Genomic DNA, 21,627 nt, shown 5'->3' with positions numbered 1-21,627 from the left:
ATGACCGACCCTGCCCGCTGGACCGGCGTCGACGGCATTCGCGACGCCGCGCGTCGACGGTGGAACGACGGCTCCCTTCCCCGCGCCTATGCGGGCGGCGACGTGTTCCCGACGATCGAGGTGCCGTTGCGGCATCCCTCTGCCGCCGACCTCGGGGAGCACTTCGACGCGGCCCGCACGTGGGTGGATGCCGTTGTGCGCGGTTCGCGCGACGGCCTCGCATATGACGTGCAGCGCGGACGCATCGGCGGACGGGTCTCAGGCGCGACCGAGGTGCCGGTGCGGGCGATCGTCTCGACCTACGCGCAGGCATGGCGCCTGCTCGGAGTTGCCGATGACGCCGAAGCGTTCCGTCGGCTCGTCGCCGAGGCGAGCGAGGTACGCGCAGCGCAGGAGTGGGCGCTCGCGCACCCGCGTGCGGCGATACCGTTGTCTGCGTCGTGGCAGCCGCTGCTGGCCGCGTATCGATGGCTCGACGGGCATCGCGGCTCGGGCCGGTACCTGCGCCAGGTCGACGCGCCCGGCGTCGACACGAAGTTCATCGAACAGCATCGGGCACCGCTGGCCGACATGCTCGGTGTGTCTGGCTCGGCGGCAGGCTTCGTCCGCGGGCTCGGGCTGGCAGCCAAGCCCGCGATGGTGCGGCTGCGCTTCGACCCAGCGGTGTTCGGATTTCCGGCGGAGCTGAGCGAGGCGTCATTCCGCGTCGACGAACTCGGAGCGCTGACTGCCCGGCTGCACAGCGCGTTGATCGTGGAAAACGAGATCACTTACCTAAGTGTTCCGGTACCGGCCGGTGGCGTCGTGCTGTGGGGCAAGGGATACGACGCCGACCAGCCGGCGTCGCTGGCCTGGCTGGCCGACGTGCCCGTGCTGTACTGGGGCGACCTCGATACGCATGGGTTCGGCATTCTCAACCGCGTGCGCGCGTGGTTGCCGCAGGCGGAGTCGATCCTGATGGACCGTGAGACTCTGCTCGCGCACCGTGAACGGTGGGTGCAGGAGGATGCGGGGACCAACGCGGTACTGCCGAGACTGGATGCCGCGGAGCACGCCCTGTACGAAGACCTCGTGACCGACCGGTTCGGCGCCGGGGTGCGCCTGGAGCAGGAGCGCATCGATTGGGAGTGGGCGCTGCAGCGCCTCACGCCACGGTTCGGGTGAGGCGCGGCCGGTGGGCCGTGCGCTCCCCGCGCTATCCGGATCGGCGTTTTGCTGCCCAGATCGGCTCGCGCTGTTCGACCCGGCGTGCGCTGCCTGGATCGGCTCGCGCTGCCCGGATCGGCTCGCGCTACTCGAATCGGCCCGCGCTGCTCGGATCTGCGTGCGCTGCTCGGATCGGCGGTGCCCCGCGCTTCGCGCTGTCGGTTTTCGCGTTCGCGCCTGACATTTGCATGCGCGAATGCAGATTGGAGTAGCGCGTGGTGCCGGGGGCTGACCGGGTGGCGGTGGCGGGGCTCCTCGCGCTGTTCGGATCTGCGTGCGCGACCCGGATCTGCGTGCGCTGCTCGGATCTGCGTGCGCTACTCGAATCGGCGGCGGCCCGCGCTTCGCGCTGTCCCTTTTCGCGTTCGCGCCTGACATTTGCATGCGCGAATGCAGATTGGAGTAGCGCGTCGCGCCGGGGCTGACCTGGTGGCGGTGGCGGGGCTCCTCGCGCTGCTCGGATCTGCGTGCGCTACCCGAATCTGCGTGCGCTGCTCGGATCGGCGGCGCCCCGCGCTTCGCGCTGTCCTTTTCCGCGTTCGCGCTGTCCTTTTCCGCGTTCGCGCTGTCGGTTTCCGCGTTCGCGCCTGACATTTGCATGCGCGAATGCAGATTGGAGTAGCGCGTCGTGCCGGGGGCTGACCTGGTGGCGGTGGCGGGGCTGCTCGCGCTACCTGGATCTGCGTGCGCTACCCGGATCGGCTCGCGCTGCCCGGATCGGCGTGCGCTACTCGGATCGGCCGCGCCCCGCGCTTCGCGCCACCCGCCGCGCGGCGGCATCCCTCAGAACAGGATGACCTGCCGCACGGCCTCGCCCGCGGCGAGGGTGTCCATCGCGGCGTTGATGTCGTCGAGCGCTATCCGGCTCGAAATCAGCGCCTCGACGGGCAGGCGTCCCTCGCGCCACAGCTGCGCATAGCGCGGGATGTCGCGACTCGGCACCGCCGAACCCAGATACGAGCCGACGATCGTACGCGCCTCGGCCGTGATGGTCAGCGGCGTGATTGTGCTCGTTGCGGTCGGTGCCGGCAGCCCGACGGTCACGGTGCGGCCGCCCGGGGCGGTCAGGGCGAACGCCGTCTCGAACGCCCGCGGATGCCCGGCCGCCTCAACAACCAGAGGCGCGCGCAGCCCAGTGGCCACGGCATCACCGGGCGTCATCGCGTCATCGGCGCCCAGCTCACGGGCGCGATCGAGCTTGGCCTGCAGCGCGTCGATCCCGATCACACGTCCGTGCCCGAGCGAGATCGCCGTGATCAGCGCGGCCATGCCCACACCGCCCAACCCGACGACGATGACGTCTTGCCCGGGCTGGATCTCGCCGGCGTTGATCACCGCCCCACCTCCGGTGAGCACGGCGCAGCCGAGTACCGCGGCGATGTCGGGTGCGACATCCCGCCCCACCACGACGGCCGAGCGGTGGTCGACCACCGCGTGCGTAGCGAATCCCGAGACGCCCAGATGATGGTGCACGGTCTGCCCATCGCGACGCAGGCGCGACCCGCCGGCCATCAGCACGCCGGCGTTGTTGGCGCGGCTGCCGACCTCGCAGGGCAGGCGCCCGTCGGTCTGGCACGCGGCGCACTGCCCGCACCGCGGCAGGAACGACATGACGACGCGGTCGCCGACTGTGAAGCCGGGGGTCTCGCCTCCTGTCCGTTCGATGGTTCCGGATGCCTCGTGTCCGAGAAGCATCGGGACCGGCCGGGGCCGGTTTCCGTCGACCACCGACAGATCGGAGTGGCACACGCCCGCCGCTTCGATGCGCACCAGCAGCTCTCCGGCGTGGGGCGCGTCGAGCTCGAGCGCGCTGATCGTGAGCGGCTGCGAGCGAGCGAACGGGCGGTTGCGCCCGATCTCGTCGAGAACGGCCCCGGTGATCTTCATGAGTCTCCCTCGGCTCAAGCATGCGCGTTGCCCAGCAATGTACTGCACATCGGAACCCCGGTTCGCGGCCGCTACGCTGACGATATGCCCCAGCGCTCTGCGACTCGCTCCATGCCGCCCACACCGGTGGTGTTGGTCGTCTGGATCGTTTCTCTGCTCGCCGGCACGGCCCTGGGTGCGTGGCTGCTGGGCATGATCACACCGATGGACGAAGACCCGGTCTCGGCGCTGATACTCGGTGGGTTCGTCGGCGTGTTCGCCGGCCTCGTCGCGGCGGCCGGCATCACCGGAGGGATGATCATGGCCGGAGCGTGGGGGATCATCCCCGGCATCGGCGTCGGCATCGCCCTGTTCGGACTGGTGGCGACCAGCTTCGCCCCGGGGCCGTGGGCTGTGGTCGGGGTGGCCGGGTTCATCGTCGCGATCATCGGGTTCTACGCGGCGGGACTGTCGAGCGGCTACACGCCGCCGACCGTGGTGACGCTTTTCGGCTCGCCGCTGACGGCGGTCGCCGGCGTCGTGTTCATCGTGGTCGGCATTCTCGGCGACAACCTCATGCTGTTGGTGATCGGCATCGGCTGCCTCGCCGCCGCGGGCACCATCCTCGGCTTCCGCCTCGTACACAGGCGCCGCGTCCGCGACGAGCCACCGGCCTCGCGTTGACCCTGAGCGCCCTGTCTCGGGCGGAACGATCGCGGTTACGATGACACTGTGCACCGGATCTTCGGCACCACGTTCGCCTCGGTCTATCCGCTTTATGTCGCGAAGGCCGAGCGTAAAGGGCGTACGAGAGACGAGCTCGACCAGATCATCCGCTGGCTGACCGGATTCGACGAGGTGGCATTGCGACGGCACCTCGACGACGCGTCGACGTTCCAGGAGTTCTTCGCCGATGCGACGTTGAACCCGAATGCCGCGCTGATCACCGGAGTGGTCTGCGGAGTGCGGGTGGAAGAGATCGACGACCCGCTCATGCAGAAGATCCGCTATCTCGACAAGCTCGTCGACGAACTCGCGCGCGGCAAGGCGATGGAGAAGATCCTGCGCGGCTGAGCCGGGCCGGTAGGGCGCGATCCGAGTGGGCGCGGCATCCCGTTACTTCTTTGTCAGCACCAGCGAGAACTCGACGAAGCCCGTCTTCTCGACCGTGACGAACCCGAGGCTGGGCGCCTCGACGCCGTAGTCGGCGAAGGTGATCGGAATGCTGCCGGCCACCTGCGCCGTCGTGCCGTCGAAGACGACGTCGAGGGTCACCGACACGTCGTTCGTGGTGCCGGCGAGCATCAGTGCGCCCCTCGCCGTCACGGTCTGCTTCGCCCCGAGTCGTGGGGTGGATGCCGCGGCCACCGGCTCGCTGAGGGTGAACGTCGCAGTGGGGTAGCGAAAGGTCTGCATCGCCGTGTTGCGAAAGTACGAGTCGCGGCTGCCCTGGTCGGTGGCGATCGAGGCGACGTCGACCGTGAATGTCGCCGCGGTCACCGTCTCGCCGTCGACCGTCACCTCGCCGGTCACCTGGTCGGTGCGCCCGTCGACGGACACGTGTGTGCCGTTGAGAACTTCGTCGACCCGGTATCCGGCATATGAGCCGTCGGAGACCTGCCAGTCGCCTTGCACGTCACCGGGTGCGACAGTCGCTCCCGCTGACGCGTTGGTCGTGACGGTCGGCACCGCATCGGGGGCGCCGACGATCACGTCGCGGTAGAAGACCGGGCCGGCGAACGCGACGAGGGCGCCCACCACAAGCACCGCTCCCACGGCGGTGATCGCGACGACGGCACGCTTTCTCATGCCTCAACCGTACGGAGCACTGCTGGGAAGAGTGTTTGACGATGACAGCCGGTTGCTCTGGTGCTGCGGTTCGTCGACCGCAGCTGTTGCGTGAGGTGTCCCACAGAAACTGTCCCTTGTTCTCTGTTGGTTTGTGTTGTATCGTGTGGGAAACCATAGGAGGCCGAGATGTACGCGATGGAGCGTCAGCAGCTCATCGAGAGATTGCTCGTCGATGAAGGACGCGTGGGTGTGCACGATCTGTCGGCGCGGTTCAAGGTGACGACCGAGACCGTGCGCCGTGACCTCGACGCCCTCGAGCGCTCCGGCGCTCTGCGTCGCGTGCACGGTGGTGCCGTACCTCTCGAGCGCGGCAGCACTATCGAGCCGAGCCTCACCGAGCGCATCCATCGCAACGCGCAGCAGAAGTCGGCCATCGCCGCCCGCGCCCTGCAGGCGATCGACCGGGGATTTCGTGGATCGGTCTTTCTCGACGCCGGCACCACCACCGCCGCGATCGCCGAGCAGCTGCCCGGGCGGCTGGCCGCCGTGCAGGGCACGGCCGACATCGTCACGCACTCGCTCACTCTCGCGCCGCTGCTGGCGACCGTCTCAGACATCACTCTCACCGTGGTCGGCGGCCGGGTGCGCGGTGTCACCGCCGCCGCGGTGGGCGCCGGCACCGTCGGCGCCATCTCGGCCCTTCGCCCCGACATCGTCTTCGTCGGAACCAACGGCATCTCGGCGGCCTTCGGGCTGAGCACCCCCGACCCCGAAGAGGCCGCCGTCAAAGCGGCGATCGTCCGGGCCGCCCGCCGCGTGATCGTCGTCGCCGACTCGGGCAAGTTCGACGTCGAGTCGCTCGTCAGATTCGCCGCACTCGACGACATCGACGTACTCGTGACAGATACGGAACCGCCGGGCGACCTCGCCGACGCGCTCACGACAGCAGAAGTCGAGGTGTGGCTGGCATGATCGTCACCGTCACCGCCAATCCCTCGCTGGATCGCACCATCGTGCTCGACGCGCCGCTGCAGCCGGGCGCCGTGCAGGCCGCGGCATCCACCCGTGAAGACGCCGGAGGAAAGGGCATAAACGTCGCGCGCGTGCTCGCTGCGGCGGGTGCGTCTGCCCTGGCCGTGCTGCCCCTGGCTGAAGGCGACCCGTACGGCACCGTGCTGACCGCCGAGCGCCTTGCCGCCCGCACGGTGCCGGTGGCCGGGCACTGCCGCGCCAACGTCACCATCACCGACCCCGCGGGAGTGACGACCAAGCTCAACCTGCCCGGCGAGATGCCCTCGGCCGACGAGCTCACCGCTCTGCAGAACGCCGTCGTCGAGACCGCCGAGGGTGCGCGCTGGGTCGTTCTGGCCGGCTCGCTGCCGCCCGGCGTGCCCGACGACTTCTACGCCCAGGTCATCACCGCGGTGCGCGAGCGCTGGGGCGCGGCGGCGCCGCGGATGGCCGTGGATGCCTCGGGCCCGGCGCTTGCCGCGGTCGTGGCGCGGGCGCATCCCGATCTGATCAAGCCCAACGACGACGAGCTGGCCGAGCTGACCGGCGTCTCGCTCGACGCCGCGGACGCCGACGTCGACGCCTTGACCGATGCGAATGACCTCGCCCAGGCGGCGGCCCGCCTCGGGCGCGCCCTGGTGCCGGCGAAGGTCGGGGCGGCGCTGATCACCCTCGGCGGGCGCGGTGCGGTGCTGGTCACGCCCGACGGCGCATATGCCGCAGTGCCGCCGCCGACGCGGGTGCGCAGCACCGTCGGGGCGGGCGACAGCTCGCTCGCGGGCTACCTGCTCGCCGAATCGCGCGGGGCCGACCCGGCCGCGTGCCTGGTCTCATCGATCCGACACGGGGCGGCTGCGGCATCCCTGCCTGGAACCATGGCGCCGCGACCCGGCGACCTTCCCACGGCCGACATCGCGGTCGCACACCTGTAGAAACCACTCCTGACCGACGGAGGTCATCATGTCCCACACCATCACCCCCGAGCTCGTGAGTCTCGACGCGGATCTCGGCGCCGACAAGGCCGCCGTCATCCGCGCGCTCGCGCAGCGCGTCGTCACCGAGGGGCGCGCGAGCGACGCCGAGGCGCTGTTCGCCGACGCGTGGAAGCGCGAGCAGCAGGATGAGACCGGCCTGCCCGGCGGCATCGCCATTCCGCATGCCAAGAGCCCGGCCGTCACCGAGCCGTCGCTGGCCTTCGCGCGGCTGACGCCCGGCGTCGAGTTCGGCGCCGACGACGGGCCGGCCGATCTCGTCTTTCTCATCGCTGCGCCCGCCGATGCCGCCGAGGCACACCTCGCGGTGCTCTCGAAGCTGGCCCGCAGCCTGATGCAAGACGAGTTCACTGCCGGCCTGCGGGCAGCCGCCACGCCCGAAGAGGTGACGCAGATCGTGCGCGTCGCCATCGGCGAAGAAGAGGGGGATGCCGCGGATGCGGCTGCGAGCGAGGACGCGCCATCAGCGGCGGCGGGGTCGCATGCGGATGCCCCCGCCGAAGTCGCGCCGGCTGCAGCATCCGGCACCCGCATCGTGGCCGTGACCGCCTGCGCCACCGGCATTGCCCACACGTTCATGGCCGCCGACGCGCTGACGGCCGCGGGCACCAAGACCGGCGTCGACCTCGTCGTCGAGCCGCAGGGCTCCAGCGGTTACCACGCGCTGCCCGCAGAGGTCATCGCCGCCGCCGACGCGGTGATCTTCGCTGTCGACGTCGATGTGCGCGAGCCGCAGCGCTTCGCCGGCAAGCCCGTCGTGCGCGCATCGGTGAAGGCCGGCATCGAGCGCCCCGAAGAACTCATCCGCGAAGCGGTGGAAGCGGCATCCGACCCCCATGCCGAACGTGTGACGGGCGAGGCCGCGGCGACGACCTCGGATGCCCCCGCCGAATCGGGTGGGGCGCGCATCAAGCGCATTCTGCTGACCGGCGTCAGCTACATGATCCCGTTCGTCGCCGGCGGCGGACTGCTCATGGCGATCGGATTCCTCCTGGCCGGGTACGGGATCGCCCTGACACACGAGGGTGACAGCGTCAGCAATGCCGTCTATGCACTGCAGAACTACGCGCTCTGGAACCTTCCGCCCGAAGGCCTCGTCTACTATCTCGGCGCGATAGCGTTCGAGATCGGCAGCGTGAGCATGGGCTTCCTGGTTCCTGCCCTGGCCGGTTACATCGCCTTTGCGATCGCCGACCGTCCGGGCATCGCCCCCGGATTCGTCGCCGGATCGATCGCCGTGTTCATGAACGCCGGCTTCATCGGCGGCCTCGTCGGTGGTCTCATCGCCGGGTACGCGGCCTACCTCATCGGCAAGCCCGCCGTGCCGCGCTGGCTGCGCGGGCTGATGCCGGTGGTCATCATTCCGCTGCTGGCCTCGGCTATCGCCTCGGGCCTCATGCTGCTGATCCTCGGCGCACCGATCGCGTGGCTCATGACGCAGATGACATCGTTCTTGAACGGCCTCACCGGCGCCGGGGCGATCGGACTGGGCGTGATTCTCGGCCTGATGATGTGCTTCGACCTGGGTGGGCCGGTCAACAAGACCGCCTACGCGTTCGCCGTCGCCGGGCTGGCCGCCCAGACCCCGGCCGCGTTCCACATCATGGCCGCCGTGATGTGCGCCGGCATGGTGCCGCCGCTGGGCATGGCGTTGGCTTCGACCGTGCTGCACCGCCGCGGATTCACCACCGTCGAGCGCGAGAACGGCGCCGCGGCCTGGCTTCTCGGGCTGTCGTTTATCTCCGAGGGGGCGATTCCGTTCGCCGCCGCCGATCCGCTGCGCGTGATCCCGGCCAACCTCGTCGGGGGAGCGGTCACCGGCGCCCTGTGCATGGCGTTCAGCGTGGGATCCCGTGCCCCGCACGGTGGGATCTTCGTGTTCTTCGCGATCGACCCGATCTGGGGATTCCTTCTCGCGCTGGTGGCCGGCACCGTGGTCACGGCCCTCGTGCTGGTCGCGCTGAAGAAGTTCATCGGGCGCGGCGAGAGTGTCGAGGCACCCGCCGCTGTCGCCGTCGCCGCTTGACGTCGGTTTTCTGACCGGGAGGCCGCATTCGGGGGATGCGGCCTCCCTTTTGCGTGCTCCCGCGCGCTGAAGGGAGGGACCGTGCGCACCGCGGGGTGGTGGGATGCGGCATCCCGAACGAAGATGAGGCCATGAGCAACACCGAGACGCACCCGCACGAGGTCGTCTGCCACGATGGCGGGCTGCCCGGGCCCCGTTCCCAGTGCGCCGACGGCGTGCCGGTCGAGATCATCGAGGCGCGCGAGGTGCCGTTGGGCGGGCCGCGCGCCATGACGGTGCGCCGCACGCTGCCACAGCGACAGCGCTCGATGATCGGCGCGTGGTGCTTCGCCGATCACTACGGGCCCGACGACGTCTCGATGACCGGCGGCATGGATGTCGCGCCCCATCCGCACACTGGACTGCAGACGGTCAGCTGGTTGTTCGAGGGCGCCATCGACCACATCGACTCGGGTGGCAACACCGGTCGGGTGCTGCCGGGGCAGCTGAACCTCATGACCGCCGGGCACGGCATCTGCCACAGCGAAGTCTCGACGGAATCGACCACCGTGCTGCACGGCGTGCAGCTGTGGCTGGCCCTGCCCGACGCTGTGCGTGACACGCTGCCGCGGCGCTTCGAGCACTACGAGCCCGAGCCCGTCGCCTTCGATGGCGGGTCGGCCCTGATCTTTCTGGGACAGCTGCTGGGTGCGGCATCCCCCGTCGCCGTGCACTCGCCGCTCGTGGCCGCCGAGATCCGGCTCGATCCCGCTGCGACGCTGGAGCTGCCGGTCGATCCGCGCTTCGAGCACGGGGTTTTGGTGGATGCCGGTGACCTGACGCTTGAGGGAGTGTCGGTGCCGCACGCCACAATGGGGTACACCGGCATCGGGTCGACCATGTTGCGGCTGCGCAATGAGGGGACGACCCCCGCACGGGCGGTGCTGATCGGTGGCGCGCCGTTCGGCGAAGACATCATCATGTGGTGGAACTTCGTCGGTCGTGATTCCGACGAGATCACCCGGTATCGGCAGGAGTGGCAGGACGAGAGCGACCGCTTCGGCGAGGTGCTCGGCTATGTCGGCCACGACCCCGACGGCCTGAAGCGGCTGCCCGCTCCGGCGCTGCCGGGAGTGCGGCTGCACCCGAGGCAGAATCGTCCGCCGCACGTGCAGGGGTAGGGCGGCGGGCGCCCGTCACGCCGCCGATGAGGCAAGCTCGCGCGCGAAGCGCAGTGCCGCCATGGCGGCCCGCCGCCCCGCGCGCGTGGCGCCGAGCGTCGAGGCAGACGCGCCGTAACCGGCCAGATACAGGCCCGGCAGCTTCGCGACGGTCACCCCGTCATCGGCCATGATGATGCCGCCGGTGCGCTCTCGGATCCCCAGTCCGCGCAGATGCGGGATGTGCGCGCGGAACCCCGTCGCCCACAGAATCGCGTCGATCGGCGTCTCCCAGCCGTCGACCACCGCGCGCCCGGGCAGGGGCGCGACATGGCCGACGAGCGAGTCGGCTTCGCCCTGACTCGGGTAGTGGGAACCATCGGCACCCGGGCCGTCGAGCACCGCGGCATCCCGTGTCAGCCGCACCAGCTGCCCGCGGCTGACCAGCAGGCCCGAGGCGATGTCGGGCGTGTACAGCTCGTTGAGCGCAAGGCCGGTGGCCGCCGACACCGACAACGGTGGCAGCCCCTGCCGGGTGCGGGCCGACACTGATCGTTCGACCTCCAAGCCCCACTCGCTGTCGAACGTGCGGCGCGTCCACTGCGGCGTTCGTCGGGTCGTCCACACCGTCTCGACGTCGTGCGCATGCAGCTCTTGCACGGCCTGTATCGCCGAGGTGCCGCCGCCGACCACCAGCACGCGCTGCCCGCGAAACTCGTCGGCCGAGCGATAGTCGTGCGTGTGCAGCTGCCGTCCCGCGAACGTGCCGGGGTAGTGCGGCAGGTACGGACTGTCCCAGGTGCCGGTGGCGCTGATGATGGATGCCGCGGCCACCGCGCCGCGATCGGTGTGCACCGTGAACACCCCGTCGTCGCGGGTGACGCCGGTGACCGTCACCGGCCGAAGGACCGGCAGCGCGAAGCGGCTTTCGTACTCTCCGAAGTAGCGGGGCACGACGCGATTGGCCGGCTCGGTCGGATCGGGGTCTTCCAGCGGGGCGGCCGGCAGCGCATGGATCCCGTGGGCGCGATCGAACGTCAGTGAGTCCCAGCGGTGCCGCCAGGCGCCGCCCGGGCCGTCGTTCCCGTCGAAGACGACGACATCCCGCCAGGGCTGCAGTCCGCGGGCGCCGAGGTAATACGCGGCGGAGAGCCCGGCCTGTCCGGCGCCGATCACCGCGACCTGCAGCATCCGCCCGTCGAACACATTCGTCACCGTGGCGACAGCGTCGCCGCGTGCCGGTTTATTCCGTCGACTGCCGTCAGCGGCGCTTCTGCGGGCGCAGGATGATGCCGAAGAACCAGTTGATCAGCGTGATGATGAGGGCGGCCAGCACGCCCCACCAGAAGTCCTCGACCCGCAGACCCCAGTTCCACGCGGTCGTGATCCACGCGGTGATCCACAGCAGCAGACCGTTCACGATGAGCGAGATCAGGCCGAGCGTGAGGATGTACAGCGGGAACGCGACGATCTTGATCACCGTGCCGATGACCGTGTTCACGATCGCGAAGATCGCCGCCACGATCAGCAGCGTGAGCATCAGGGGCAGCGGCTCGTTCCAGTCCACGTGGATCGGGAGCACGCTCACCGTCAACGCCGGGATCAGCGTGACCACCCAGATCGCGAACGCGTTGACGACGACGCGGATGATGAATCGCATTCGCACAGTCTGACATGCGCGCGCGCGTCGGGCGAGGGGGACTACCCGTCGCGCGCGACCCGGTGCGCGCGAAGAAGCCGTTCGGCGTGGTCGAGGTCGATGGTGCCCGTGGCAAGTCCGAGCACGAGATCGAACGCCGCGTCGGTGGTGAAGTCGTGGGCGAAGCCGTTGATCCACAAGAAGGCCACCATCATGGTCCAGCCGGTGCGCTTGTTCCCGTCGATCAGGGCGTGGTCGCGCAGCATCGACTCGAGCAGCGCCGCGGCCTTGCGGTCGAGGGTGGGGTAGGCGTCTTCGCCGAAGGCGGATGCCGCGGGCCGTGCCGTCGCCGATGCGAGCAGTCCGACATCTCTGACGTGGAAGCCCAGCGTCTGTGCGATCTGCAGCGCGTCGTCGAGGGTCAGGAACTGCGTCATGCGTCGGCGAGACGCTCGAGCAGTTCGGCGTCGTGTGCGCGCACGAAGTCGACGGCCTCGGCGATCTGCGCGCCGCGATCCCGGCGCGCCGCGATCAACTGCGCGCCCTGCAACAGCAGGGCATGCTTCGAGACGTGCTCGGCCGCCGCTATCTCCTCGAGCTTCGCGTCGAGTTCTGCAGGCAGTCGCACCGTCATCGCCATACCAGAATGGTACCAAGGCCGTGGGCGTTTCGGCTCGCTGCGCTCGCTCAACGAGCGGTGTGCTGCGGGTTGTGCTCGCTCGACGAGCAGTGGGCACCGGCCGGCGCTCGTAGACTCTTGTGCGTGACCGAAGACGCTCCCGTTCGCATCCGCCCCGAGATCGCGGCGCTGCCCCCGTACAAGCAGGGCAAGCAGGCCGGCACCGAGGCGTTCAAGCTCTCCAGCAACGAGAACCCGTACGAGCCGCTGCCCGCCGTCGTCGAGGCGCTGCGGCGCACCGTGGGAGTGAACAGATACCCGGATGCCACGGCCGCCCGCCTGCGGCAGGCCCTGGCGGTGCGATTCGGCGTCACGCCCGACGAGGTGCACATCGGCGCCGGGAGCGTGTCGATCCTCTCCCAGCTGATGCTGGCCGTCGCCGGCCCCGGTGACGAGATCGTCTACGCGTGGCGCTCGTTCGAGGCCTACCCCGGGCTCGTGCTCGTCTCAGGCGCCACCCCGGTCGAAGTGCCGCTGGCATCCGGTGCCCGCCACGATCTCGACGCGATGGCGGCGGCGGTCACCGACCGCACGCGCGCGGTCATCGTGTGCAGCCCGAACAACCCGACCGGTCCGGTCGTCACTCAGGCCGAGTTCGAGGCGTTCCTGGCCAAGATCCCGTCCGACCTGCTGGTGATCCTCGACGAGGCGTACGCCGAGTTCGTCACCGAGCCCGACGCCGTCGACGGCCTGCGCAAGCTCGGCATCGCGGACCACTCCAACGTCGTCGTGCTGCGCACGTTCTCCAAGGCCTACGGTCTGGCGGGTCTGCGGGTCGGGTATGCGATCGGCCACCGCCGCATCCTCGACGCCGCGCGGTCGACGGCCGTGCCGCTGTCGGTGACGGCCCAGTCCGAAGAGGCGGCGCTGGCCAGCCTCGAGGCCGAAGGCGAGCTGCTCGAACGCGTGCGCACAATCGGGCAACGTCGCGACAGGCTCGCCGCCGCGCTGCGCGCGCAGGGGTGGAGCATCCCCGACGCGCAGGGCAACTTCGTGTGGCTGGCCACCGGTGAGCAGACGATGGATGCCGCAGCCCGATTCGAAGCTGACGGGTGCATCGTGCGCCCCTTCGCCGGCGACGGCATCCGCATCTCCGTCGGCGAAGAGGAGTCTGTGGAGCGGGTGCTGCGGGTTGCGGCATCCCTTCTCGCGGGCCTTCCCGCCGACCATCCGGCGCGCGGCTGAGACCGTTCAGTCGGCTGTCGCGAAGCAGAACCACTACCCGTCCGGGTCCTCGATGACGACCGTGTTGCGCTTGCGACAACTGGGCGACGCGGAACGGGGGTGGGGAGACCCGATGACCTTCGTCGCGGAGGACTGACTGTGGAACGGGCACCACGAATCGCGGCATCCATTGTCGAGACTCTTCCAGAGTGAGATCGGCGACGGCAGTTAGCGTAGAACGGTGACCCCGACCGACGACGCCGTGACGTATGACGAGCCGGGCGTGGTCCGCCTTCTCGACGTCGACGGCTCCTTCGCCCCCACCCCCGCCGCCGAGCCGTACCTCGATCTCATCGAGCAGCTCAGCGACGCCGATCTCGAGCAGTTCTACCGCGACATGGTCGTGGTGCGCGCGTTCGACCAGCAAGCGACGAACCTGCAGCGGCAGGGGCAGCTGGCCCTATGGCCGCCCAGCTACGGGCAGGAGGCAGCGCAGGTCGGCTCGGCCCGCGCGGCGCGCGCGCAGGATCACCTTTTTCCCTCCTACCGCGAGCACGTCGTGTGCACGATCCGGGGCGTCGATCCGCTGGACATCATCCGGCTCATGCGCGGCGTGACGCACGGCGGCTGGAACCCGTACGACCCCAAGAACGGCAACACGCACCTGTACACGCTCGTGCTGGGCTCGCAGACCTTGCATGCCACCGGCTTCGGGATGGGCCTCACCTTCGACGGCAAGAGCGGCACCGGCGACCTCGATAGCGACGAAGCCGTGATCGTCTACTACGGCGACGGGGCCTCCAGCCAGGGCGACGTGCACGAGGCCATGGTGTTCGCCGCCAGCTACCAGACTCCCGAGGTGTTCTTCCTGCAGAACAACCAGTGGGCGATCTCGGTTCCCGTCTCCACCCAGGCGCGCGTGGCTCTCGCCCAGCGCGGTGCCGGGTACGGCATCCCGTCGCAGCGGATCGACGGGAACGACGTGCTGGCCAGCTACGCCGTCACCCGACGTGCTCTCGACCAGGCCCGATCGGGTTCGGGCCCCCGCGCGATCGAGGCGGTCACCTATCGCATGGGCGCGCACACCACCAGCGATGACCCGACCAAGTACCGCACCGCCGACGAAGAGGCCTCGTGGGCGCGGCGCGATCCGATAGTCCGCATGCGGGCGTATCTGCGCGGGCGGGGAGCCTCCGACGCGTTCTTCGCAGAGGTGGATGCCGCAGCCGCCGACGGCGCGGCATCTCTTCGCACGCGCACCCAGGCGTTGGGCGGCATCCCCGCCTCGACGATCTTCGAGCACGTGTACTCCGAGCCCCATCCGCTGCTCGATCGTGAGCAGGCGTGGCTGGCCGAGTATGAGGCATCCTTCGAGGAGGGCACGCGATGAGTGGTGAGTTGCCGGTCGTCGAGACGGCGCGGCCAGACGCACCCCCGGTCGTTGAGCGAGGCGCGGAGGGCCGAGCCGGAACGCCGGCCCGCTCGACGCCTGAGACGATGCCTTTCAGCCGGGCGCTGAATGCGGGCCTGCGACGCGCGATGGGTGACAGTGACCGCGTGCTGTTGATGGGGGAGGACATCGGCAAGCTCGGTGGTGTTTTCCGGGTCACCGAGGGTCTGCAGGCCGAGTTCGGTGACAAGCGCGTGCTCGACACGCCGCTGGCCGAGTCCGGCATCGTCGGCACGGCGATCGGGCTGGCGATGGGCGGCTTCCGGCCGGTGTGCGAGATCCAGTTCGACGGGTTCGTGTTCCCCGCGTTCGACCAGATCACCACACAGCTGGCCAAGATCACGAACCGGCACGAGGGTGCGCTGCGCATGCCGGTGGTCATCCGCATTCCCTACGGTGGGCACATCGGTGCCGTCGAGCACCACCAGGAGAGCCCCGAGACCTACTTCGCACACACCCCCGGGCTGCGCGTGGTGTCGCCGTCGACGCCGAACGACGCGTACTGGATGATCCAGCAGGCCATCTCCTCAGACGATCCGGTGGTCTTCCTCGAGCCGAAGGCGAAGTACTGGCAGAAGGGCGAGGTCGACACCGCCGCGCCGGCCGCGCCGCTGCACGCATCGCGAATTGTGCGCCGCGGCACCGATGTGACCCTGGTCGGACACGGCGCCATGGTCACCACCCTGCTGCAGGCGGCGGCTCTGGCCGAGGGTGAGGGCGTCTCGTGCGAGGTCGTCGACCTGCGCTCGCTGTCGCCGGTCGACTACGGGCCGCTTCTGGACTCGATCCGCCGCACCGGCCGCATGGTCTACGCGCAGGAGGCCCCCGGCTTCCTGTCGCTGGGCGGCGAGGTCGCGGCCCACGTCATGCAAGAGGCGTTCTATGCGCTCGAGGCCCCGGTGCTGCGCGTGTCGGGCTTCGATGCGCCCTTCCCGCCCGCCAAGCTCGAGGGAACCTACCTCCCCGACCCCGACCGCATCCTCGAGGCCGTCGACCGCGTCCTCGCCTACTGATAGGCAGACGATGCAGCCCCGTGATACGCGCACCCCGTGTCATAACTCAGTCTGTGCATATTCCCCGGTGCGGGGATTCAACGCTATGCCGAGAGTCGCGAGCGCTCAGACTGAGTTAGTGCACACCCACCCCCGAGAGGTGACGACATGAGCCCCCAGACCTTCCTTCTGCCCGACGTGGGCGAGGGCCTCACCGAGGCCGAGATCGTCAACTGGCGCGTCGCGCCCGGCGACCAGGTCGCGGTCAACGACGTGCTCGTCGAGATCGAGACCGCCAAGTCGCTGGTCGAGCTGCCCTCACCGTTCGACGGTACCGTGGGCGAGATCCTCGTGCCCGAGGGGCAGACGGTCGAGGTCGGCACCCCCATCATCACCATCGCCACCGGTGTGGCATCCGAGCCCGACGTCACCGTCGGGCAGAGCGAGCACGGCGAACCCGAGCCCGCTCCCGAGGCCGAGGGATCGGTGCTGGTCGGATACGGCACCGGCGGCCCGGTGACCTCGCGCCGCCGCAAACCGGCGGAACGGCCGGTCAGGGCATCGGTGGGCGTCGTCGCCAAGCCGCCGATCCGCAAGCTCGCTCGCGACCTGGGCGTCGACCTGGGCGCGGTCACCCCGACCGGCACTGCCGGCGAGGTCACCCGCGATGACGTGCTCGCCCACGCGTCGCAGGCCAGCGTCTTCCGCAACATCGCGACGCCCGAGTGGCCCGCGGTGCGCGAAGAGCGCATTCCGGTCGCACCCGAGGTGGCGGCATCCGCCGTCGCCCCCGTGCAGGCCACGGCGCCGTCGCGACTCGCCGGCGACGACGCGCACCGCGTCGAGACGATTCCGGTCAAGGGCGTGCGCAAGGCCACCGCCAACGCCATGGTCGGCTCGGCCTACAGCGCGCCGCACGTGTCCGTGTGGACCGACGTCGACGCGACGCGCACGATGGAACTCGTCAAGCGCCTCAAGGCGTCGCCCGACTTCGCCGATGTCAAGGTGTCGCCGCTGTTGATCGTCGCCCGAGCCGTGATCTGGGCGGTGCGCCGTACCCCGATGGTCAACGCCGCGTGGGTCGACGCCGAGGAGGGCGCCGAGATCCGCGTGCGCCACTATGTGAACCTCGGCATCGCCGCAGCGACTCCGCGCGGCCTGCTCGTCCCCAACATCAAGGACGCCCAGTCGATGTCGATGCGCGAGCTCGCCCGGGCGCTTGAGAAGCTCACTCTCACGGCGCGCGATGGCAAGACGACCCCGGCCGATCAGCAGGGCGGCACGATCACGATCACCAACATCGGGGTGTTCGGAATGGATGCCGGAACCCCGATCATCAACCCAGGCGAAGCCGGCATCATCGCGATGGGCACGATTCGGCAGAAACCGTGGGTCGTCGACGGCGAGGTGCGTCCGCGGTACGTCACCACCGTCGCCGGGTCGTTCGACCACCGCGTGGTGGACGGCGACGGAATGAGCCGCTTCATCGCCGACGTCGCCTCGATCCTCGAAGAGCCCGCGCTGCTGCTGGACTGAGGGGGCGGCGGTCGGGCCGTCGCGTCTGTGCGGGTGCTCGGTGCGTTGTGCGTTCGTCGCACAGGATGGATTCGGGATCCCGGGCGTGTTGAACCGGGTATCGCGGCGTGTCGCCCGGACCGTCCTGCGAGACGAACAGCGCAGCGCCGCCCGCCGGCCCGTCGTCACGCCGCCGTGCCGCCGGCCGCTGGCCCGCCCGCCCCGCCGGCCGCTGGCCCGCTGGCCCGCTGGCCCGCCGTCGCGGGTGCGTTGTGCGTTCATCGCACAGGATGGATTCGGGATCCCGGGCGTGTCGAGCCGGGTATCGCGGCGTGTCGTCCGGATCGTCCTGCGAGCCGAACAGTGCAGCCCGCCGGCCGGCCCGACGCCTCGCCGCCCACTCCCACCGCCCCGACGCCTCGCCACCCCCGCCCGCCACCCCCTCCCGATTTGAGAATGATTCTCATTACGGTTTAGAGTAGATGCTGTGATCAAGACCCGACTTCTCTCCCTCGCCGCACTCGTGGCCAGTGCCGTCGTCCTCGCCGGGTGCTCCGGCATGAGCGACGCGGCCGGCTCGCCCGACACCGCCGGCTCGCCCGACGCCGGTGGCAAGGTGCAGGTCGTCGCCTCGACGAACGTGTACGGGTCGATCGCCGAGGCGGTCGGCGGTAATCGGGTCGCGGTCACCTCGATCATCGCCAGCGCGGCGCAGGACCCGCACGAGTTCGAGGCCAGCGCGCGCGATCAGCTGCGCGTCAAGAACGCAGCCCTCGTGATAGAGAACGGCGGCGGCTTCGATCCGTTCATGGATGGTCTGGTCCAGGCTTCCGGCACCGACGCGCAGGTCATCACCGCCGCCACACTCTCGCCCGAATACCCGGCCGACGGCGACCTCGACACACACGCCGACGACGCCGACCACGATCATGACCACCTCGAGGGCTTCAATGAGCACGTCTTCTACGACCCGGCCGTGATGGCCATGCTCGCCGAGAAGATCGCTGACGCCCTCGGCGAGATAGATCCCGGTGGGGCCGCGGCATACACGGCGAACGCGCAGACGTTCGCCAACGGCATCCAGCCCATCATCGGCGCCCTCGGGGATCTGAAGGCCGCGCATGAGGGCAACGGGGTGTTCGTCACCGAACCGCTGCCGCTCTACCTCACCGACGCGGCCGGCCTGGACAACAAGACGCCGTCGGAGTTCAGTGAAGCCGTCGAAGAAGGGCAGGATGTCGCGCCCGCGACGCTGCTGGACGCGCTGAAGATCATCTCGTCGAAGCAGGTGGCCGTCGTGATCATCAACGCGCAGGCCGCCGGGGCAGAGACCGACCGTGTCGTGCAAGAGGCGAAGGACAGCGGCATCCCGGTGCTGCAGTTCTCGGAACTGCTCCCCGACGGCGAGACCTACCTGACGTGGATGGCCGACAACGTCTCGCAGCTGGGCGACGCGCTGGGCTGACCCCGCCAACCCGCCGCACCGGTCTGCCGCAAACCCGCCGCACCGGCCGCCCGCAACCCGCAGCACCGGTCGCCCGCAATCCGCGCACGGGCCTTGCCGAGACAAGGGATTCCGGCCGAAACCGGGTGCGACGCCCCGGGTCTCGGCGAGAATCCCTTGTCTCGGCGAGAAGGGGTCGCTGGAGCCACACAGCATCAATGAGAACGGTTATCACTAAGGTGGAGGAGTGAGTACGTCCCCGAGCCGCCCCTCGTCATCGAGGGTGCCGCACTGCGCCGCGGCGATCGTGTGCTGTGGCACGACCTTGACCTGGTCGTGCAGCCCGGTGAGCTCATCGCCGTGCTCGGCCCGTCCGGGTCGGGCAAGACGACGATGTTGCGGGCGATCCTCGGGCTCGATCGGCTCAGTTCCGGCACCATCACCGTGCTCGGCGAGGGCGTGCGTCGCACCGGCAATCGCCGGGTCGGATACATCCCGCAGCAGCGTCCACTGCCCCGCGACACGTCGATGCGGGCGCGCGACCTTGTGCAGCTGGGCGTGGACGGACACCGCTTCGGCCTGCCGATCCCGCGCCGCGGCGAGCGTGCGCGCGTCGACGCGCTGCTGGCGGATGCCGCTGCCACCGATTTTGCCGACCGTCCGGTGGGGCTGCTCTCGGGCGGAGAGCAGCAGCGCCTGCGCGTCGCCCAAGCCCTGGCCGACGAGCCGCGGCTGCTGCTGGCCGATGAGCCGCTCACGAGTCTCGACCTGGCGAACCAAGAGGCCGTCGTGCGCATGATCGACCGGCACCGTCGCGCCCACGGCGCCGGCGTGCTCCTGGTCACGCACGACATCAATCCCGTGCTCGAGAAGGTCGACCGTATCCTGTACCTCGCCGGAGGGCGCTTCTCGCTCGGCTCGCCGCGCGAGGTGCTGCGCGCTGATGTGCTCAGCGACCTGTACGGCGCCGACGTCTTCGTCAAGCGCGCCGGGAATCGGCTCGTCGTGGTCGGCGCTCCCGACGCCGAAGAGACGCACCACCATCACGAGGACGACTACCTATGAGCTGGTCCGACATCTGGAACGCGATGTTCGGGGGCGCCGCCGACTACGGCGAGATCCTCGCCCTCGTGTCGAACTCGGTGTGGGCAGGCGCCGTGCTGGGCCTGGTCGGCGGACTCATCGGCGTGTTCGTGATGCAGCGCGACATGGCCTTCGCCGTGCACGGCATCAGCGAGCTCTCGTTCGCCGGTGCTGCCGGTGCCCTGTTGCTGGGGGCGGATGCTGTCACCGGATCGATCGTCGGATCACTCATCGCCGCGGGGATCATTGGGTGGCTCGGCGCTCGCGCTCGCGAGCGCAACTCGATCATCGGTGTGCTCATGCCGTTCGGCCTGGGCCTGGGCATCCTGTTCCTGTCTCTCTACCAGGGACGCAGCGCCAACCGCTTCAGCCTGTTGACCGGCCAGATCGTGACGGTGCAGAACGCACAGCTGGGGTGGCTCATCCTCATCAGTGCCGTGGTCCTGGTGGGGCTGCTGTTGATGTGGCGTCCGCTGCGGTTCGACTCTCTCGACCCGCAGGCCGCCGCCGCGCGCGGCGTGCCGGTGCGCTGGGTATCGCTGGTGTTCATGTTGCTGCTCGGACTCGTGGTCGCCGTCGCGGTGCACATCATCGGCGCGCTGCTCGTGCTTGCACTGGTGGTCACGCCCGCGGCGGCGGCAATGCGGATCTCGGCCGGGCCGGTCGCCGTGCCGGTGCTAGCCGCCGTGTTCGGCTTCGTCTCGGCGGTCGGCGGCATTCTGCTCGCCGTGATGGGGGAGTTGCCGGTCAGCCCGTACATCACGACGATCTCGTTCGTTATCTATGTCGTGTGCCGTCTGATCGGCCTGCGGCGCGACCGCGTAACCCGCTCGGCGGCGTAGCCGCAGCATCCAGCGGGGGGCTGGGCGGGCGGCGGCCTGGCGGAGCCGGCGGACGCCGTCTGGTTGTGTCGCTTCCTGGTGGGGAAGCGGCGATTTGGGCCGGCACGGAGGTGGGTGGCTTTGTCTGCCGTCCGGTTGTGTCGCTTCGCGGCGCGGAAGCGGCGACTTGGGCCGGCGTTTGGTGCGTGGGTGGGAGGCGACCTGGCGGAGCCGGCGGATGCCGTCTGGTTGTGTCGCTTCGTGGTGGGGAAGCGGCGATTCGGGCCGGCGTTTGGTGCGTGGGTGGGAGGCGATCTGGCGGAGCCGGCGGATGCCGTCTGGTTGTGTCGCTTCGCGGCGGGGAAGCGGCGATTTGGGCCGGCGTTGGGTGCGTGGGTGGGAGGCGAAACTGGCGGAGCTGGAGGCTGACGTCCGGTTGTGTCGCTTCGCGGCGCGGAAGCGGCGATTTGGGCCGGCGTTTGGTGCGTGGGTGGGAGGCGATCTGGCGGAGCTGGAGGCTGCCGTCCGGTTGTGTCGCTTCGTGGTGGGGAAGCGGCGATTTGGGCCGGCACGGAGGTGGGTGGCTTTGTCTGCCGTCCGGTTGTGTCGCTTCGTGGTGGGGAAGCGGCGATTTGGGCCGGCGTTTGGTGCGTGGGTGGGAGGCGATCTGGCGGAGCTGGAGGCTGCCGTCCGGTTGTGTCGCTTCGTGGTGGGGAAGCGGCGATTTGGGCCGGCACGGAGGTGGGTGGCTTTGTCTGCCGTCCGGTTGTGTCGCTTCGCGGCGCGGAAGCGGCGACTTGGGCCGGCGT

Annotated in this window: 20 protein-coding genes; 14 read left to right on the top strand and 6 right to left on the bottom strand. The window is 69.7% G+C overall.

What is annotated here, in order from left to right:
* The gene (locus ET475_RS05610; protein ID WP_129386978.1) at positions 1–1,164 is read left to right on the top strand and encodes a Wadjet anti-phage system protein JetD domain-containing protein; all 1,164 of its coding nucleotides are present in this window, start codon (positions 1–3) and stop codon (positions 1,162–1,164) included.
* A gap of 825 nt (positions 1,165–1,989) precedes the next feature.
* On the opposite strand, the gene ET475_RS05605 is transcribed toward ET475_RS05610, so the two are convergent.
* Entirely contained in the window at positions 1,990–3,093 is a 1,104-nt protein-coding gene (locus ET475_RS05605; protein ID WP_129386975.1) for an alcohol dehydrogenase catalytic domain-containing protein, read from the bottom strand.
* Between the two features lie 84 nt (positions 3,094–3,177).
* Between ET475_RS05605 and ET475_RS05600 the strand changes: the two genes are divergently transcribed.
* Both ET475_RS05600 and ET475_RS05595 read left to right on the top strand, forming a co-directional pair.
* Positions 3,178–3,756, top strand: a complete 579-nt coding sequence (locus tag ET475_RS05600) for a hypothetical protein (protein WP_129386971.1) — start codon at positions 3,178–3,180, stop codon at positions 3,754–3,756.
* 48 nt (positions 3,757–3,804) lie between these two features.
* Entirely contained in the window at positions 3,805–4,146 is a 342-nt protein-coding gene (locus tag ET475_RS05595) for a DUF2200 domain-containing protein (RefSeq protein ID WP_129386968.1), read from the top strand.
* Positions 4,147–4,188: 42 nt separating this feature from the next.
* Here ET475_RS05595 and ET475_RS05590 read toward each other — a convergent pair whose 3' ends face one another.
* Complete coding sequence (locus ET475_RS05590) at positions 4,189–4,881, bottom strand: YceI family protein (RefSeq protein WP_129386965.1); 693 nt, start codon at positions 4,879–4,881, stop codon at positions 4,189–4,191.
* Between the two features lie 168 nt (positions 4,882–5,049).
* Here ET475_RS05590 and ET475_RS05585 point away from each other — a divergent pair, with 168 nt between their 5' ends.
* The 4 genes from ET475_RS05585 (at position 5,050) to ET475_RS05570 (ending at position 10,052) form a co-directional block, all read left to right on the top strand.
* Entirely contained in the window at positions 5,050–5,835 is a 786-nt protein-coding gene (locus tag ET475_RS05585; RefSeq protein ID WP_165310774.1) for a DeoR/GlpR family DNA-binding transcription regulator, read from the top strand.
* Positions 5,832–6,806, top strand: a complete 975-nt coding sequence (locus ET475_RS05580; RefSeq protein ID WP_129393716.1) for a 1-phosphofructokinase family hexose kinase — start codon at positions 5,832–5,834, stop codon at positions 6,804–6,806. The genes ET475_RS05585 and ET475_RS05580 overlap by 4 nt, the downstream gene beginning before the upstream one ends.
* 28 nt (positions 6,807–6,834) lie before the next feature.
* The gene (locus ET475_RS05575; protein ID WP_129386961.1) at positions 6,835–8,892 is read left to right on the top strand and encodes a PTS fructose transporter subunit IIABC; all 2,058 of its coding nucleotides are present in this window, start codon (positions 6,835–6,837) and stop codon (positions 8,890–8,892) included.
* Positions 8,893–9,023: 131 nt separating this feature from the next.
* Complete coding sequence (locus ET475_RS05570) at positions 9,024–10,052, top strand: pirin family protein (protein ID WP_129386958.1); 1,029 nt, start codon at positions 9,024–9,026, stop codon at positions 10,050–10,052.
* A gap of 15 nt (positions 10,053–10,067) precedes the next feature.
* On the opposite strand, the gene ET475_RS05565 is transcribed toward ET475_RS05570, so the two are convergent.
* Genes ET475_RS05565 through ET475_RS05550 form a run of 4 tightly spaced genes read right to left on the bottom strand, consistent with a single transcriptional unit; the run spans position 10,068 to position 12,310 of the window.
* Positions 10,068–11,246 carry an FAD-dependent oxidoreductase gene (locus tag ET475_RS05565; protein ID WP_242497784.1) on the bottom strand — a complete coding sequence of 393 codons (1,179 nt, stop codon included), beginning with the start codon at positions 11,244–11,246 and terminating at the stop codon, positions 10,068–10,070.
* A 46-nt stretch (positions 11,247–11,292) separates the two neighbouring features.
* Positions 11,293–11,691, bottom strand: coding sequence for a phage holin family protein (locus tag ET475_RS05560; RefSeq protein WP_129386955.1), 399 nt, complete (start codon positions 11,689–11,691; stop codon positions 11,293–11,295).
* 41 nt (positions 11,692–11,732) lie between these two features.
* Positions 11,733–12,107 carry a type II toxin-antitoxin system death-on-curing family toxin gene (locus ET475_RS05555; RefSeq protein ID WP_129386952.1) on the bottom strand — a complete coding sequence of 125 codons (375 nt, stop codon included), beginning with the start codon at positions 12,105–12,107 and terminating at the stop codon, positions 11,733–11,735.
* A complete protein-coding gene (locus tag ET475_RS05550; protein WP_242497783.1) occupies positions 12,104–12,310 on the bottom strand; it encodes a ribbon-helix-helix protein, CopG family in 207 nt (68 codons plus the stop codon). The genes ET475_RS05555 and ET475_RS05550 overlap by 4 nt, the downstream gene beginning before the upstream one ends.
* Before the next feature lie 123 nt (positions 12,311–12,433).
* Here ET475_RS05550 and ET475_RS05545 point away from each other — a divergent pair, with 123 nt between their 5' ends.
* The 7 genes from ET475_RS05545 (at position 12,434) to ET475_RS05515 (ending at position 20,839) form a co-directional block, all read left to right on the top strand.
* The gene (locus tag ET475_RS05545; protein ID WP_242497782.1) at positions 12,434–13,534 is read left to right on the top strand and encodes a histidinol-phosphate transaminase; all 1,101 of its coding nucleotides are present in this window, start codon (positions 12,434–12,436) and stop codon (positions 13,532–13,534) included.
* A gap of 220 nt (positions 13,535–13,754) precedes the next feature.
* Complete coding sequence (locus ET475_RS05540) at positions 13,755–14,903, top strand: thiamine pyrophosphate-dependent enzyme (protein WP_129386945.1); 1,149 nt, start codon at positions 13,755–13,757, stop codon at positions 14,901–14,903.
* Between the two features lie 107 nt (positions 14,904–15,010).
* Entirely contained in the window at positions 15,011–15,976 is a 966-nt protein-coding gene (locus ET475_RS05535) for an alpha-ketoacid dehydrogenase subunit beta (RefSeq protein ID WP_129386942.1), read from the top strand.
* A gap of 147 nt (positions 15,977–16,123) precedes the next feature.
* On the top strand, positions 16,124–17,491 hold the full coding sequence (locus tag ET475_RS05530; RefSeq protein WP_129386939.1) for a dihydrolipoamide acetyltransferase family protein: 1,368 nt from the start codon (positions 16,124–16,126) through the stop codon (positions 17,489–17,491).
* Between the two features lie 466 nt (positions 17,492–17,957).
* Positions 17,958–18,935 carry a metal ABC transporter solute-binding protein, Zn/Mn family gene (locus tag ET475_RS05525; RefSeq protein WP_340638604.1) on the top strand — a complete coding sequence of 326 codons (978 nt, stop codon included), beginning with the start codon at positions 17,958–17,960 and terminating at the stop codon, positions 18,933–18,935.
* 288 nt (positions 18,936–19,223) lie between these two features.
* Positions 19,224–19,979 carry a metal ABC transporter ATP-binding protein gene (locus ET475_RS05520; RefSeq protein ID WP_340638603.1) on the top strand — a complete coding sequence of 252 codons (756 nt, stop codon included), beginning with the start codon at positions 19,224–19,226 and terminating at the stop codon, positions 19,977–19,979.
* Complete coding sequence (locus tag ET475_RS05515) at positions 19,976–20,839, top strand: metal ABC transporter permease (protein ID WP_129386932.1); 864 nt, start codon at positions 19,976–19,978, stop codon at positions 20,837–20,839. The genes ET475_RS05520 and ET475_RS05515 overlap by 4 nt, the downstream gene beginning before the upstream one ends.
* Positions 20,840–21,627: the final 788 nt, after the last annotated feature.

Source organism: Microbacterium protaetiae, assembly GCF_004135285.1.
Lineage (GTDB): Bacteria > Actinomycetota > Actinomycetes > Actinomycetales > Microbacteriaceae > Microbacterium > Microbacterium protaetiae.
Note: the sequence above shows the minus strand (reverse complement) of the source record. Positions and strands in the feature narration are given on the sequence as shown.

Excerpts from the sequence above, each read along its gene's own strand:
- ET475_RS05550 (WP_242497783.1), bottom strand. The coding sequence starts at position 12,310 with ATGGCGATGACGGTGCGACTGCCTGCAGAACTCGACGCGAAGCTCGAG.
- ET475_RS05570 (WP_129386958.1), top strand. The coding sequence starts at position 9,024 with ATGAGCAACACCGAGACGCACCCGCACGAGGTCGTCTGCCACGATGGC.
- ET475_RS05590 (WP_129386965.1), bottom strand. The coding sequence starts at position 4,881 with ATGAGAAAGCGTGCCGTCGTCGCGATCACCGCCGTGGGAGCGGTGCTT.
- ET475_RS05585 (WP_165310774.1), top strand. The coding sequence starts at position 5,050 with ATGTACGCGATGGAGCGTCAGCAGCTCATCGAGAGATTGCTCGTCGAT.
- ET475_RS05515 (WP_129386932.1), top strand. The coding sequence starts at position 19,976 with ATGAGCTGGTCCGACATCTGGAACGCGATGTTCGGGGGCGCCGCCGAC.
- ET475_RS05560 (WP_129386955.1), bottom strand. The coding sequence starts at position 11,691 with ATGCGATTCATCATCCGCGTCGTCGTCAACGCGTTCGCGATCTGGGTG.
- ET475_RS05555 (WP_129386952.1), bottom strand. The coding sequence starts at position 12,107 with ATGACGCAGTTCCTGACCCTCGACGACGCGCTGCAGATCGCACAGACG.
- ET475_RS05610 (WP_129386978.1), top strand. The coding sequence starts at position 1 with ATGACCGACCCTGCCCGCTGGACCGGCGTCGACGGCATTCGCGACGCC.
- ET475_RS05580 (WP_129393716.1), top strand. The coding sequence starts at position 5,832 with ATGATCGTCACCGTCACCGCCAATCCCTCGCTGGATCGCACCATCGTG.
- ET475_RS05530 (WP_129386939.1), top strand. The coding sequence starts at position 16,124 with ATGAGCCCCCAGACCTTCCTTCTGCCCGACGTGGGCGAGGGCCTCACC.
- ET475_RS05605 (WP_129386975.1), bottom strand. The coding sequence starts at position 3,093 with ATGAAGATCACCGGGGCCGTTCTCGACGAGATCGGGCGCAACCGCCCG.
- ET475_RS05535 (WP_129386942.1), top strand. The coding sequence starts at position 15,011 with ATGCCTTTCAGCCGGGCGCTGAATGCGGGCCTGCGACGCGCGATGGGT.
- ET475_RS05600 (WP_129386971.1), top strand. The coding sequence starts at position 3,178 with ATGCCCCAGCGCTCTGCGACTCGCTCCATGCCGCCCACACCGGTGGTG.
- ET475_RS05575 (WP_129386961.1), top strand. The coding sequence starts at position 6,835 with ATGTCCCACACCATCACCCCCGAGCTCGTGAGTCTCGACGCGGATCTC.